General features: G+C 56.3%; 16 protein-coding genes. 11 read left to right on the forward strand and 5 right to left on the reverse strand.

Features of this window, described 5'->3' with window-relative positions:
- Window positions 1-18: 18 nt before the first annotated feature.
- The 9 genes from ACIPF8_RS10385 to ACIPF8_RS10425 all read left to right on the forward strand — a co-directional run bounded on the left by ACIPF8_RS10385 (window position 19) and on the right by ACIPF8_RS10425 (window position 7,224).
- Complete coding sequence (locus ACIPF8_RS10385; RefSeq protein WP_400420471.1) at window positions 19-915, forward strand: LysR family transcriptional regulator; 897 nt, start codon at window positions 19-21, stop codon at window positions 913-915.
- Window positions 916-1,091: 176 nt separating this feature from the next.
- Window positions 1,092-2,294 (forward strand): MFS transporter, encoded by a 1,203-nt coding sequence (locus ACIPF8_RS10390; RefSeq protein ID WP_400420474.1) that lies wholly within the window; start codon window positions 1,092-1,094, stop codon window positions 2,292-2,294.
- Entirely contained in the window at window positions 2,287-2,436 is a 150-nt protein-coding gene (locus ACIPF8_RS10395; RefSeq protein WP_400420477.1) for a hypothetical protein, read from the forward strand. The genes ACIPF8_RS10390 and ACIPF8_RS10395 overlap by 8 nt, the downstream gene beginning before the upstream one ends.
- Window positions 2,437-2,521: 85 nt before the next feature.
- Window positions 2,522-3,160: a tRNA-uridine aminocarboxypropyltransferase gene (locus ACIPF8_RS10400; RefSeq protein ID WP_400420480.1), complete on the forward strand. Its 639-nt coding sequence runs from the start codon at window positions 2,522-2,524 to the stop codon at window positions 3,158-3,160.
- Window positions 3,161-3,346: 186 nt separating this feature from the next.
- Window positions 3,347-3,625, forward strand: a complete 279-nt coding sequence (locus ACIPF8_RS10405) for a DnaJ domain-containing protein (RefSeq protein ID WP_061531841.1) — start codon at window positions 3,347-3,349, stop codon at window positions 3,623-3,625.
- Complete coding sequence (locus tag ACIPF8_RS10410; RefSeq protein WP_400420483.1) at window positions 3,622-4,164, forward strand: hypothetical protein; 543 nt, start codon at window positions 3,622-3,624, stop codon at window positions 4,162-4,164. The genes ACIPF8_RS10405 and ACIPF8_RS10410 overlap by 4 nt, the downstream gene beginning before the upstream one ends.
- Before the next feature lie 30 nt (window positions 4,165-4,194).
- Complete coding sequence (locus tag ACIPF8_RS10415; protein ID WP_400420486.1) at window positions 4,195-4,920, forward strand: hypothetical protein; 726 nt, start codon at window positions 4,195-4,197, stop codon at window positions 4,918-4,920.
- 110 nt (window positions 4,921-5,030) lie between these two features.
- Window positions 5,031-6,263 carry a hypothetical protein gene (locus ACIPF8_RS10420; RefSeq protein WP_400420489.1) on the forward strand — a complete coding sequence of 411 codons (1,233 nt, stop codon included), beginning with the start codon at window positions 5,031-5,033 and terminating at the stop codon, window positions 6,261-6,263.
- 106 nt (window positions 6,264-6,369) lie between these two features.
- On the forward strand, window positions 6,370-7,224 hold the full coding sequence (locus ACIPF8_RS10425; protein ID WP_400420491.1) for an NAD(P)-dependent oxidoreductase: 855 nt from the start codon (window positions 6,370-6,372) through the stop codon (window positions 7,222-7,224).
- 421 nt (window positions 7,225-7,645) lie between these two features.
- On the opposite strand, the gene ACIPF8_RS10430 is transcribed toward ACIPF8_RS10425, so the two are convergent.
- The 4 genes from ACIPF8_RS10430 to ACIPF8_RS10445 all read right to left on the reverse strand — a co-directional run bounded on the left by ACIPF8_RS10430 (window position 7,646) and on the right by ACIPF8_RS10445 (window position 11,478).
- Window positions 7,646-8,623, reverse strand: a complete 978-nt coding sequence (locus ACIPF8_RS10430) for a D-2-hydroxyacid dehydrogenase family protein (protein ID WP_400420493.1) — start codon at window positions 8,621-8,623, stop codon at window positions 7,646-7,648.
- Window positions 8,624-8,832: 209 nt separating this feature from the next.
- A complete protein-coding gene (locus ACIPF8_RS10435) occupies window positions 8,833-9,681 on the reverse strand; it encodes a tetrahydrofolate dehydrogenase/cyclohydrolase catalytic domain-containing protein (RefSeq protein WP_400420496.1) in 849 nt (282 codons plus the stop codon).
- A 132-nt stretch (window positions 9,682-9,813) separates the two neighbouring features.
- A complete protein-coding gene (locus tag ACIPF8_RS10440; protein ID WP_400420499.1) occupies window positions 9,814-10,269 on the reverse strand; it encodes a hypothetical protein in 456 nt (151 codons plus the stop codon).
- Between the two features lie 270 nt (window positions 10,270-10,539).
- The gene (locus ACIPF8_RS10445) at window positions 10,540-11,478 is read right to left on the reverse strand and encodes a cupin domain-containing protein (RefSeq protein ID WP_400420502.1); all 939 of its coding nucleotides are present in this window, start codon (window positions 11,476-11,478) and stop codon (window positions 10,540-10,542) included.
- A gap of 100 nt (window positions 11,479-11,578) precedes the next feature.
- Here ACIPF8_RS10445 and ACIPF8_RS10450 point away from each other — a divergent pair, with 100 nt between their 5' ends.
- A complete protein-coding gene (locus ACIPF8_RS10450) occupies window positions 11,579-12,322 on the forward strand; it encodes an SDR family oxidoreductase (protein WP_400420505.1) in 744 nt (247 codons plus the stop codon).
- Between the two features lie 187 nt (window positions 12,323-12,509).
- Here ACIPF8_RS10450 and ACIPF8_RS10455 read toward each other — a convergent pair whose 3' ends face one another.
- Complete coding sequence (locus ACIPF8_RS10455) at window positions 12,510-13,166, reverse strand: site-2 protease family protein (RefSeq protein ID WP_400420507.1); 657 nt, start codon at window positions 13,164-13,166, stop codon at window positions 12,510-12,512.
- A gap of 352 nt (window positions 13,167-13,518) precedes the next feature.
- On the opposite strand from ACIPF8_RS10455, the gene ACIPF8_RS10460 reads away from it, so the two are divergent.
- Entirely contained in the window at window positions 13,519-13,899 is a 381-nt protein-coding gene (locus ACIPF8_RS10460; RefSeq protein ID WP_400420509.1) for a hypothetical protein, read from the forward strand.
- The last annotated feature ends 82 nt before the right edge of the window (window positions 13,900-13,981 follow it).

The raw sequence follows: 13,981 nt of genomic DNA on the forward strand, positions 1-13,981 counted from the left end.
TGAAGCGAGCTCATCAATATGACCAGCCTTGACGCAAATTCCCTGATCATTTTCTACCATGTCGCCAACACCGGCAGCCTGACCAAAGCGGCCGCGGTGCTGGATTTGTCGCGTTCCGCGCTCAGTCACCGGATCAAGGCGATTGAAGCGCGCCTCGGTTGCCAACTGCTGATCCGCACCACCCGCAACATCAGCCTGACCGACGCCGGCTATCGCCTTGCCGCCTACGCTAGCCGTATCGCCGACACGCTCAGCGAAGCCAACCTGTTGGCCAACGGCCTCAACCAGGATGCCGCCGGGCTGGTGCGCATTTCGGCGCCGTCCGGCCTTGGCGCGGTCTGGCTGCGGCCTTTGCTGATGGCGTACATGCAGGCCAACCCGCTGGTCAGCATCGATTTGCGTTTTAGCGAATTCGGCGTCGACATCACCAAAGATCCGTTCGACCTGGCGATCCGCGTGACATCGCAACCGCCCGACAATGTGGTTGCCAAGAAGATGTTCGACGTTGGCTGGTGGCTGTGCGCCAGCCCGGAACTGGCGGCACGTTTTGCCGACGACCTGGCGACGCCGGATATCGGCGCCATACCAATCGCCGGCTTCGCCCGCGCCAGCCAGTTGCACGATATCGTGCTGACGCGCGGCGGTAAAACGCTGCACGCCATGCGCTCGCCGGTGCTGGTGTCGAACGAACTGGAAGTGGTGCGCGATGCCGTGACGCGTTCGCTCGGCATGGCGGTGCTGCCGGATTACTTTGCCAGACAGGATGTGCTGGCCGGGCGCTTGCTGCGCCTGCTGCCGGACTGGCAGGTCAACGCTGGCTTTGGCGATCATGTCTACGCGCTGCACCTGCCGGGCCGCATGACGCCGCTGCGGGTCAAGCGCCTGATCGAATTCCTGGGACGGCGCAGCGGATAGCGGCTGCAATCCGACGTTTGCAGCGCGATTGTTGAGTTTGTCTCAACTCTGAAGCATGTTGCGGCCATCTTATCCGCCCTTCCCGCTCCATCTACAATGGCTATTCCAAATAGAGGCAGCATGTGCGCAGCCACCCGGTTGCATGCAAAAACGCCCAAACCGGAGACAGGTTTCCCATGACGACCAACACGCGCACCAACTGGCTGATGCTGACCTGCTTCGGCATGATCCTGTTTCTTTGCATCGGCGAGCGGCACAGCTTCGGCCTTTACCTGCGGCCGATGACGATGGATTTGGGCTGGGACCGCGCCACGTTCTCTTTCGCCATCGCCCTGCAAAACCTGGTGTGGGGCGTCAGCCAGCCATTCACTGGCATGCTGGCCGACCGTTACGGCGCCAAGCGCATCTTCATTGCCGGCGGCTTGTGCTATGCGCTCGGCCTGTACGGCATGTCGCAGGCCAGCACCGGCCTCGGGCTGGCCTCCAGTGCCGGTTTGCTGATTGGCATCGCGCAGAGCTGCACCGGCTTCGGCATCGTGTATGGCGCAGTCGGCAAGATCGTCAGTCCGGAACAGCGCGGCATGGCGCTCGGTGTCGTCGGCGCCTTCGGCTCACTCGGACAGTTTGCGCTGCTGCCCTCCAATCAGGCATTGATCGGCCATCTGGGCTGGGCGCATGCGCTGTTGATCGGCAGCGCTGCTTGCCTGTTGATGGTGGTGCTGGCGTTCGGCACCGCGGCGCCGGCCGGCAAGAAGGCCGAGAGCGGTGGCCAAAGCATCGGCCAGGCGCTGCGCCAGGCCTTTCGCCACAAAGGGTTCTTGTTGCTGACACTGGGTTTCTTCGCCTGCGGCTTCCAGCTGGCATTCATCGCCACCCATTTGCCGGCTTACCTGGCCGATCAGGGCTTGCCTCCGGCGGTCGGCGTCACCGCGTTGGCGATTGTGGCGCTGGCGAATATCCTGGGCACTTACCTGTGCGGCTATTTCGGCGAAAAATTCAGTCGCAAATATCTGCTGGCAGGGATCTATGGAATACGCGGCGTCGCCCTGGCTGCCTTCGTGCTGCTGCCGGTGACACCGCTGACGACTTATCTGTTCGCCGCCGTCATGGGCTTGATCTGGCTCGGCACGGTACCCTTGTCGAACGGCGTGGTCGGGCAAATCTTCGGCTACCGTTACATCTCGATGCTGTACGGATTCGTGTTTCTGAGCCATCAGCTTGGCAGCTTTCTCGGGGTCTGGCTGGGCGGCGTGCTGTTCGACATGACTGGCAACTACCAGGCGGTGTGGGCCATCGCCATCGGCCTCAGCGCGGTCGCCGCCATCATCAGCCTGCCGATCGACGACCGCGCGGTTCAGGTCAGCCCTGCCCATGCCTGACTTGACCCACATGAGCGCGCGCAGGATTCTGGCGATCCTGATCGGCTGGTCTTTGCTGCTGGGTTTGCTGGCGCTTTGCTATTGGGCGTATTTGCGGCCGGATTTCATGCTTGAACTGGTGTCGGGCAATTTCATCTGCTGAATCCTAAGGCATCCGCTTACGTTGCCGCCAATGCTGGTTAGAATTGCGGCAGAGCCCATTCTTTCACGCCATGATGCCGCCGGAAATGCAGCCAGAATCCATCAAACGCCCGATTTGCCCGACATGCCTGCGCCCGCAGCGGACCTGCATCTGCGAATGGATCACGCCGACAGATAACACCGTCGAATTGCTGATCCTGCAGCATCCGCTGGAAGTCGATCAAGCCAAAGGCAGTGCGCGCCTGCTCACCCTGAGCCTGGCGCGCAGCGAAGTGATTGTCGGCGAAACGTTTGCCGAAGCGGACCTGCGGAATCGCCTACATGCGGCGTGGCCTGGCGCCGCCGCGCCCGGCTACACGGTCCTGCTCTATCCGGACAGTCCGGATGACCTGGGCCTGAAACTGGCGACGCCGCCAGTCCTGGATCAGATGCAATTGCAACAGTCGGCAACGCTGCGCCTGGTGGTGCTGGACGGCACCTGGCGCAAGAGCCGCAAGATGTTGTACCTCAATCCACTGTTGCAGCATCTGCCGCGCCTGGCATTGCGCGATGTGCCGCCGTCGCGTTATCTGATACGCAAGGCCCATGCGCCGGGGCAGTTGTCGACATTGGAAGCGACTTGCCAGGCGTTGATGCAGCTGGAGCAGAATCAGGAGAAATATCTGCCGCTGCTGCAGGCATTCAGCGGGTTTGTGGGGCGGCAGGCGAGTTACGGCCATTCCTGATCCACCCGGCTGGCTGTGGTTTGGAGTCGTTCTGGCATCGACTTAACGCTGCCATTGGTGTATGCTGTCAGACCTCTCCTAAAGTGTTTGTTTGCGTTCGGCAACAAACGTTTACCCAGCAAGTATTCCCTAATCAGCAATATGCGACAGTCTCTGCTGATCGCCGATACCAACGTGTGAGGACGCATGAAGGATTATTACGCCGTTCTCGGCATAGACAGTGATGCACCGATCAGTGCGCTGAAAAGCGCGTATCGCAAGAAAGCGTCGGAGTTTCACCCGGACCGGAATACGTCGCCTGATGCACCGTCGCGGTTTCGCGAAGTGCAGGAAGCCTATGACCTGTTGTCGGATGCGGTGAAACGGCAGGAGTATGACGAGAACCGGCGGCGCAGCCTGCTGGAAAACCCGCTGGAAACCGCCGAACAAATCTGGACCACCTATATCAATAAGGTTTTGCAATGATGCTATCTTCTTTTTTTGAGGACTTGACCAAGGCTTACCAGGCCGAACTCGAGGACTTGCAAAGCGATTCCGAAGGCAACGACATCCTGACGTCGCGCCTGAAAAGCAAGCGCGCGCAGTTTGCGCTGATGATGCCGATGATCGATACCGATCCGGAAATGGTCTCTGTCGCTTTTCATGGCGGCATCGATTTCGTCAATCCGCAATTGCTGACCATGCTGTCATCCGACGAGCCTGACGATTTCCCGTCGTGGACCGATGTTGCCGATGCAGTGCAATTCGAATCGTGGGCGCAAAAGCTGGCCGATATCGCGTTGCAGGAACCGGGCGGTGAACGCTTCCTGATCACCACGGTTTGCCTTGAATACCTGTACGAGAAAAGCAACGGCAACTACCACGGTGCCTACAACCAGTCCGCGCATGGCGAGTCGGACGACGCGGTTGAAGGCGTCGAGAACGATGAAGACGAAGACGGTAGCGATCTGGAAGTCGAAGGCGCCGATTGGCTCGCAGAGCAAGGCTTCGAACGGCTTGGTTAAGTCCCCGCAAATTTTTGACAGATTCAATCCATGACAAACGCGCTCATAGTAAAAGCAGCAAACCTGATCCGCAACGGCGACATCGCCGGGGCGGAATTCGCACTGGTCAGCCTGGCGGAAACCGAAGGCGATTACGCGCTGGTCGCGGCGCTGGATACCTTGCCGCCGAAAGACTTGCTGGCCGTGATCCGCGAGTACGACACCTCGAAAGAGTCGGTCGTCAATTTGCTGGTGACGCCGGAACAGTTCGCGCGTGCGGTCGTCATGGAGCGCCTGTATGGCGATCATAGCCACGTGCGTCTGCGCGGCATGGTGAATGCGGTGCTGTTCCGCGACGACTCGCAAACCGGTGAATTCATCGAAGCCATCGGCGATGTCGACGGCGGCTGCGAAGCGCTGATCGATTACCTCTCTGAGCGCGATGAAGAAGTGGTGCATTTCGTCACCTACGATACCTTCAACGTCAACCGCACCGAAGAAGGCGACGAAGTCGACAAGGCGGAAGTCAGCGATCGCGATTGGAAAGAACTGACCTGGTTGCTCAAGCACGAGCACCCGGACATGTTCGAACAGATCTGGCCGGTGCTGAAAAAACGCATGAAGGAACGCCTGCGGCGCGAAGCGGAACTGGAAATGCTGGAACAGCAGCAGTTGGATCAGGCCGACCACGCCGAGCCATCCGAACAGCCACCGCGTAAAACTACCGTCAAGCCGGCGCCAGGCGCTGTCGATCCGGGCGAAGAGTCGGCGCTCTAAGACGGCGCGCCGGATTCAACCGGCGCCGTTGCGCCGAACCGGTCTTGCCGCCGACTGTCTGTCCCGCGCGGCAAGATGCGTTTTAACCGTTCCAGACATCCAAGCATCCCATGTCCGACAATCTCCGGAAACTACAAGTCATCGACAAGCGCCCTTTCTTTGAAAAGGCGCTCAGTCATGGCGTGACGCATCATATTCTCGACCAGGCGAAATGCCGCGCGATCATCGCCGATGGCGCCAAGGGCACGGTCCAGGTCGCCGCATTTTTCGGCACCAGCCACTTGCACACCGACCTGGAAAATGCGCGCCTGCGCGTGGTCAATCTGGTCAGCCTTTACCTCGAACACACCTTCGACGGCGATCTGCAGAAAGCCGCGGAATCGCTGCGCGACAATACTTTCCTGTCGCATTCGCGCGGTGGCAACGAGATGCTCAAGGCGCTGCACGCGATGCCGGATTCGACAGTTTTCGCCGATACCAAAGGCCAGGGACAGAAAGAGTTTCAGGACGAACGCACGCTGGCCAAACCGTTTTCGTTGGCAGCCTACCGCAAGGAACGCAAGGCGCGCGAAGAATCCGCCGCCATCATCGCGGCGGCCCTGTGGTTCGCCAACGACCTCGGCCTGGCACGCGCAGATCTCGATTTCATCGGCGCCGAAGCGGTGATCCGCAGCGCGATATTGGTGCGCATGGGCGATGCCGAAGAATTCCCCAGCCGCCTCGGCTTCGCCCGATTGATCGACAAGATCCGCGGCCAGCACAAGGCCGGCGCGAAATGGAAAATTGCCAAGACCGTGCTCGACGATGTGCCATCGGCGCATCACGACATCGCCGAAAAGATCCGCCGTGAAATCGAGAAGCACGACGCGCCTTTGCTGTCGGATCAGGCCATGCCGCTCGATGTCCTGCTCAACCAGGTCGAGGCGCGTTACTTCGTGCAGGAAGGCAGCCTGGACGAGGTCGACAACTTCGACGCGCTGGTGTCGAAAGAGTGGCACAAGGTCACCAAGGGCAAGGAAGATCCCTACTCGCGCCTGACCGTGTTCATGTGCATCGCCTGCGGCGTAAAGCCCAAGACCACCATATCTGATACCGAAGCCCGGACCATGATCCGCCACGTCCGCGAACACGGTTTCGACAGCGCCGCAGTCACCGCCTTCATCGCCAGCGCCGCGCCGTTTGAGATCAAGGACAACCTGCAATCCCTGTGGGAAGACGAATTCCTGCCGGAAGCGGAGGAATATCTGGACGACGACAGCGATCCCAAATACACCCGCGCGCTGCAGTTCCTGAAAGAGAACTGCAACATCAAGAGCAAGAGCGTAGGTAAAGAAACGAAGTAAGCGGAGCGCACAGCAGCGCAAAACCGGCAGCCGCAAACTGCCAAATTGTTCCGGTGTTATATTTCAAGGCCTTGCTGTTCAAGCATAATTTGAAAGGAACACGATCATGGCAACTATCGCTTTTCTCGGCACCGGCCTGCTCGGCAGCGCATTCGCAGAAGCCGCCGCAAAACGCGGCGATACAGTCACCGCATGGAACCGCTCCGTCGACAAGGTACAGGCCCTCGCCCAGTTCGGCGTAAAGGCGGCGGCAACACCGGCCGACGCGGTGCGCGGCGCATCCAGAGTGCATATCGTGTTGAAAGACGACGCCATCGTCGAAGAAGTCATCTCGGCGGCGCGCAGCGGACTGTCGCCTGACGCCATCCTGATCGACCACACCACGACATTGCCGGCACTGACCGCCGAACGCGCCAAGCGCCTGCATGCCGCCGGTATCAAGTATCTGCACTGCCCCGTTTTCATGGGCCCGGCAGCCGCCCGCAATGCCCAAGGCTCGATGATGGCCGCCGGCCCGAAAGCACTGTTCGAATCGGTCCAGGCAGACCTCGCAAAAATGACTTCGCGCCTCGAATACCTGGGTGAACGCAGCGACCTCGCCGCCGCCAACAAACTGTTCGGCAACGCCATGATCATCGGCCTCTCCGCCGTTATGGCCGACGTCCTCACCTTGGCGCAGGCAAGCGACGTCAACGGCGAAGACGCGATCAAACTGCTGAGCCTGCTTGACCTGAATTCGATGGTCGCAGTGCGCGGCGTGAACATGGCAAAAGGCAATTTCACCCCAAGCTTCGAACTGGCAATGGCCCGCAAGGATATCCGCCTGATGCTGGAAACCACAGGCGACCGACCAATGGCGGCGTTACCTGCGGTTGCTGCCAGAATGGATCAGCTGATTGCGGCGGGACATGGGGCTGAGGATGCTAGTGTTGTTGGGATTGATGCGGTGGCGCGCGGGTAATCGCCAGGGCGTATGGATCAGGGTTTGATCTGATCAGACTTGGCGGCAGCGCGAGGGTTGCGATTTGACTCAAGTCTGCCGCTTGTGCGATCTACGTTACGGTATGAGTATTGATGGGCGGCTGTCTACGACCCATTGCCGTCACGCGACTTGCTTTAAAGCGGGTGCTCATTGTTGTCAGTAATCTGATAGACGTACGTTGGAAACATTGACAGGAAAATCTGATCGCAATTCGTTCAGGCTCGCGCATATTTCCCAATTATAAAATTGATGCGACAACGAAAATCTGAATCATCGCTGAAACGGGCCGCTCAGCAACTACGCTTCTCCTGTACGATGAATATAGAGCAATAGGAATGACATTCGCAACCAGGCCGGGCATATGAATCGGATAGCATCATAAAATTGTCATGTACTCAATTTACTTGGCCTTTAGAACGTCAGGATTGACTACGTTAGTTGGTGTACCGGCGGCATAGGCGACGATCTGATCGAAAATATCGGTGAACTGGACTTCATATTCGTCGTGGGTTACGTAGCCGATATGCGGTGTGCAAATCACGTTATTCATTGCCAGCAACGGATCGTTCACGTCAAGCATTGGCTCTTTTTCATAGACATCTACCGCGGCCATGCCTGGACGGCCGGACTTCAAGGCAGCAACCAGTGCGCCTGGTTTGATTAATGGAGCCCGGCTGGTATTGACAATCAGGGCACCCGGCTTCATGCGAGCAAGGTCTGCTTCCGTGACAATTCCGCGGGTGGCATCGACCAGACGCATGTGCAGGGACAAAACATCGGATTGCTCGAAAAACGCCTCTTTGCTGGGGGCGGTCGCGTAACCGTCGCCCTTGGCGCGATCGAGCGATGCTTGACGCGCCCAAATCAAGATATGCATGCCGAAGGCTTTGCCATATTCGGCAACGGCGCTGCCAATTCTGCCATATCCATAGATACCCAAGGTCTTGCCGCGCAAAGTATGGCCGACGCCAATTTGCCATTTTCCAGCTTTCATCGCGTTGACCTGCTGAGGAATTTGGCGGCTTGCGGCCAGGATCAGTCCCCACGTCAATTCAGCCGCAGCATAGGAGGGCACTCCGGCATGCTGGCTTGACGAGACCACAATTCCGAGGCGCGTACAGGCGGCAATGTCGATGTGTGGATAGACGCTGCGCTGGCTGATCAGTTTCAGTTTGGGAAGACGCTCCAGAAGCGGCCCCAAAATCTTCGTGCGCTCTCTGATAAGGACTAGAACTTCTATGTTTTTCAAGCGCTCGACCAAAATATCCTCGTCCTGCACATGGTCGTTCCAGATTGTCACATCGTGGCCGTCGAGCTTTCTGAAGCAGGGAAGGCCGCGCAACGTGTCGAAATAGTCATCAAGGATTGCGATTTTCATAGGTGGTTTGCCTCTGTATCGAATGTTTGGTGTGTGGTTGACTCAATCGGCTTGAGATAGCTGGAACACATTACCTTCGGGGTTCTCGCCGTCGGACACCAATTGGAGGACGCCAACGTTGCGCTTAAGGTCGCGCATGGGAATACCAGTCCATATTAACGATTCGCGCAATTCGCGCGATCCAGATTTAACAGCGAATATTCTATTCTTCAAGCATTAGCGTATTGCTCGGCAGCCTCGATGGTCTGGGCCATAAGTGTTGCGATTGTCATCGGACCGACACCGCCAGGAACGGGTGTGTACGCTGAGCATTTACTGATCGCCGCCGTAAGCTCGACGTCACCTACTCTGCCTGGATGATAACCCGCGTCGACAATTACTGCTCCTTCCTTAATCCATGCGCCTCTGATGAATTGTGGCTGGTTCAGTGCCGCTACAACGATATCTGCCAGTCCAACAAATTTCGCTAACCCTTGGGTCTTGGAGTGGCAAAGAGTCACCGTTGCGTTTGCGTTAAGCATCATCATTGCAATTGGCTTGCCGAGGATTGCGCTTCTGCCGATTACGACCACATGTTTCCCCTCTATTGCAATGCCATGATGTCGCAACAAGTGCATTATGCCGACTGGTGTTGACGACCCATATGCCGGCTCCGACATCGACATTTTCCCGAATCCTAGAGCTGTCACACCGTCTACATCCTTTGTGATCGCGATACGATCAAAACACTTTCGTTCGTCGATATGCTTTGGCACTGGATGTTGCAACAGAATTCCGTGAACCAAGGAGTCTGCATTAAGCTTATCGATCTCGCGTAATAACTCATCGGTCGTGGTCGATTCCGGAAGTATGACTTTCCGCGAATCCATGCCAATGCGTTGGCATGCATCGCCCTTCATTTTTACATAGGTCGCCGAAGCAGGATCATTCCCAACTAGAATGGTTGCAAGCACAGGGGACTTATCGGACCACTTCGCTTTAATTGCTTGTATTCGAACGGCAAGTTGCGCTTCCATTTGAAGCGAAAGTAATTTTCCGTCCAAGACTATTGCGCCCATTTATTTCTCCCCAATTTTTTTACTACTTTTCGAATGCAGGTACCTACACGTTGTAGTTTCCGTCCAAATGTCTGCTTTGTGCAGAGTTCGTCAGTGGTGGTTCTTGGTCGTTTTAAGCCAGTCGCATCGCGCTCAAGCAACGATTCTCTGTGGCGGCAAGTGTTCGTGACCTCGATCAACAATGCCGAGGACATCTGCGATTTCACCGCGAGTCGCGATCACTTCCGGCGTTTCCTTCATCGCATACTTCACAGTTTGAACCGTTAGTGCATCATAAGAATGCTCTTTCCCAAGTTCAACGACAGCATCTCGCGGCTCGAAGGAACCCATGCGTGAACGAACCCACTTGATTGGGAGGGGATCTACTATTTCACTTTTTAGTAATATCCCGAGAAATCGAAGTTCGTATCGAATCGCTTTTGGTTGACGTGAAAGTACAAACGTCTTCTTCAGGCACAATCTACAAACGGGAATACCGATCAACACCAGGAACAGGGCCGCGATCCAAGGGCCTGCGGCGTGACTGGATTTATATAGTCGTAAGCTGCTCACCGTCACCACAGCGAAATACGCCAACGTTGGCCACATTCTGCTCCGCGTCCAACAGGGCACAACAATTTCTGACGGCATTTGCACCTCCGAAATTTGACCAATTTTGTTGCGACACCATAGTTCGCATGGGCCTCCGCAATTTTTGCAGATCTGCCCACGATGGGGAAATATCTGACGAATGCTGCCACACATAAATTGTCACGGCAATATCGCACTGGTGGGGTGCGTTAAGGGCGGCTTCTGGCGGAATCGAAGCGGTCGCGCCAGGATGATTTTGATCCAAATCGCGCCGTGTTCATAAGACCTTCAAAAAACGGAAGAGGAGGCTCGTTGCGGGCGTTGCAATTCCGATTGCTCCCGTGCATAACGCGCGGGCGGCAGGCCGACATGCCGGGTGAACGCAACGCTGAACGCGCTCGCCGAACCGTAGCCGACGCGTTCGGCAACCTCGGAGATGCCCGCTTCTTGCCGCCGCAGCAGGTTCTTCGCTAAAGCCATGCGCCAGGCGAGCAGGTACTCCATCGGCGCAACGCCCAATGCTCGGCTGAATCGCTCGAAAAACGCTGAGCGTGAAAGGGCTGCTTCTTTCGCCAGTTGCGCAACGGTCCATGGCTTGGTCATGTTTTCGTGGATGCGCCGGATCGCGACAGCCAAGCGTTCGTCGGCGAGGCCTCGCAGCAGGCCAGGGGCAGCGTCAGTCCCCTCCACCGACCGGAGCGCTTCGATGAGCAGGACCTCCAGCAGTCGCGCCAGGATCACATCCCGCGCGGGCCGCGCGGCACGCGATTCCTCTCCCACCAGCTGTACGAGAATCGCCAGCCGCTTCTCGCCGCGAACGTGTACGAGTTGCGGGAGTAGCGAAACCAGCAAGGCCGCGTCGGGCGAGCCAAAAGAGCAGTGACCCACCAGCAGTTGAACGTCAGGCGGAACATCTTGAGCGCCGTGTCTGAACTCGCCATTGGCCAGCGGGACTGGTGGCATATCCAATTCCTCCGATGCCGGCGGCTCAAGGCTGGACATCGTGAAACTGTACGCGGACGGAATCAGGACAAAGTCACCTTGGTGCAGATGAATCTGTTCGTTCCCGTCGACCTCGAGGCGGCACGATCCGTCAAGAATCACGCAGTAGAACAGCTGACCGCTTCCTGAGCGTCGCACCCGCCATGGACCTGCTGCGCTGACGACCTTCGAGAACTTGGCTTGCGGTTGCAGAAGTGTGACAACCTCCGTGAGCGGATCAATCATATCTGGACTTTCGCTAATCAAATATGGACTCTTGATTGTAGCAAGTCCGGCTGCAGCCAACTATAGTTTGCTTACTGCCAGCCACTCACCAGGAGTCACCATGAAAACAGTCCTCATCACCGGATGCTCATCCGGTTTCGGTCTCGAAACCGCCCAATACTTCCTCGCTCGTGATTGGAAGGTCATCGCCACCATGCGCACCCCACGTGAGGATGTCCTGCCGCATTCCGAGCATCTGCGCGTGCTGAAACTTGATGTTACCGATCCGGATAGCATCCGTCAGGCCGTAGCAGCCGCAGGGCCGATCGATGTCCTGGTCAACAACGCCGGGATCGGTATGCTGGGCGCGCTCGAAGGCAGCTCGATGGAAGCTGCCCGCGATGTCTTCGAGACCAATACCTTCGGCACCATGGCAATGACCCAGGCAGTGCTGCCGCAATTCCGTTTGCGGCGGGCGGGTGTCGTCATCAACGTGACATCGAGCGTGACCTTGATGCCGCTCTCTTTACTGTCCGTGTACACGGCGAGCAAAGCCGCGGTCAATGCGTTCACCGAGTCCCTAGCCCTGGAGCTCCAGCAATTCAATGTGCGAGTGAACCTGGTGCTACCGGGACGTGCTCCACAGACCCGTTTCGGTGAAAACGCCCGGTCACTCATGCAGGGTGCCATCCCTGAACCATACGCCGACCTGGCGAAGAACGTTTTCGAAGCGTGGGGCAAGTCGACCGTAATCACGCACGCGGCGGATGTGGCGGAGGCGGTATGGCGTGCGGCGAACGATCCGTCGTGCCCGCTGCGCCTTCCTGCCGGCGCCGACGCAGTGGCGTTGACTGAATCATCCTAAACCGGGAGACGGCGTCAGGTATTGCAACGATGCATCGCATGTTTTAGCGGGAATAATCCACATCGATTTTGTTGCGGCGTTTTGATTGTGTGTTGTTGCAAAACCGGACCCCGTCGTCCCTTTTTAAATGCCCCGTTATTTTCGACTTATAGGTAAAAAATACCTGGGTGTCTACTCGATAAAACGGTTAGACGTTGCTAATGGCGTAGATAAGAAGCGCAAAGCTCCATGATGCGAAAATCACTAAAGTGACAATGGTGAGAATTGGCGTCCCTATAGAAGGCCACCATTTTTCGGCATTAAACCGACGTCCAAGAATTGCGATTGTCACGGCGCCGTTCGTCGCTGGAAATGGGATACAGTTAAGTGCAGCGTACTTGGCGCACAAGATCCCCGTAAGAATGCCAATGGGTGCTGATTGTACAAAAGAAGAACTGTTCTTGAGGAGCGTTTGCGCTTTATCAAGCGGCGAACTGGCTCCAACGAAAACTTGTAGAGGGAGATCCATGAAAGCTTGAAATCCACTTGTTCCGGCCAAAGTGATGCCGATTGATAGCAGGACGACACAGCCTGATAGGGAAATGACTATCTGTTCTACCGAAGACCTTCCGCTCAGAGAAGATTTCATTTCTTCCGGTGGCACCGGTTCTTCTTGAGAGTCTCGGAATCTCACATAGCCGCCGGTCGGAATTGCTCCTATCCGAAAGATGCCAAATTGGAAGATGGTTGGCCCAAATCCCAATGAGAACTTACGGATGGAGACGCCTATTGCTTTACCGACAGATGCAATGGCGACTAAGTGAACTGTTATGACGGCAAACAATGTGATTAGGAAGAAGAACATGTGGTTTTGGCAAAGCCCAACGAGTGATTTAAATTTCTTTTCGCATGTTTAAGCATTGGCGAAAAACAAGCCTCAGTTTTTTTTGGGCGGAAGATCGATTGTCTACGATTTAAGCAACTATGTCGAATGTCTCCATATTGCTCAGAGGTTATGGAGCCAGGTCCCGCAACGACACATTCCACGTCTCAGCGTGAATAACCTGACCCCGCTATCACGAGACAATTGGGTGAGGTCGTACAATGACATATTTTTTTCTAGCGCTTGAGTGCATGTCATTGCAAGACCCGTCGTCCACGATATTCTGGAAACAAGGGGATGACTACCTAAATCTCACCAAAGCCAAACCATACAAATGAAAAGCCTTTTATTCTTCAGCTTGCTTTCTCTGTCCCTTCTATCGTATGCAGGGCAGCCTCCTGATCTAGCGTGGCGTGTTTGCTCGAGTAGCAAACCCCAGAACGGCGTGCAGGTCAACACCCTGCTGCTTGAGGATGTAACTGAAGACAGCGAATATGCTGGGAAATATAAAGCGAATTACAGTCTATTTAATGGGGTAAAAATTGGCTATGCCAAAAATGGGGCATCGACTTCGATTCTGTATGATCGCGGCCTTTATCCAGTCTCCAAGGCTGCTCTTGTTCATGTCAGCAGAGGCGAGTACGAAAACATGCTTGAGAAAGGCGACTTAGATCTAGCGCAAGTTGCTGATTGGTCGCTGTTTGTAGTGGTCTAATGAAGCCGGACACCATTTTAGGCGAGAATACTCGCCAAGGAGAGGTGTTTGATGAGCAAGAAAAGACGTACGTTTTCGCCCG

The organism is Collimonas sp. NPDC087041, assembly GCF_044745265.1.
Taxonomy (GTDB): domain Bacteria; phylum Pseudomonadota; class Gammaproteobacteria; order Burkholderiales; family Burkholderiaceae_D; genus Collimonas.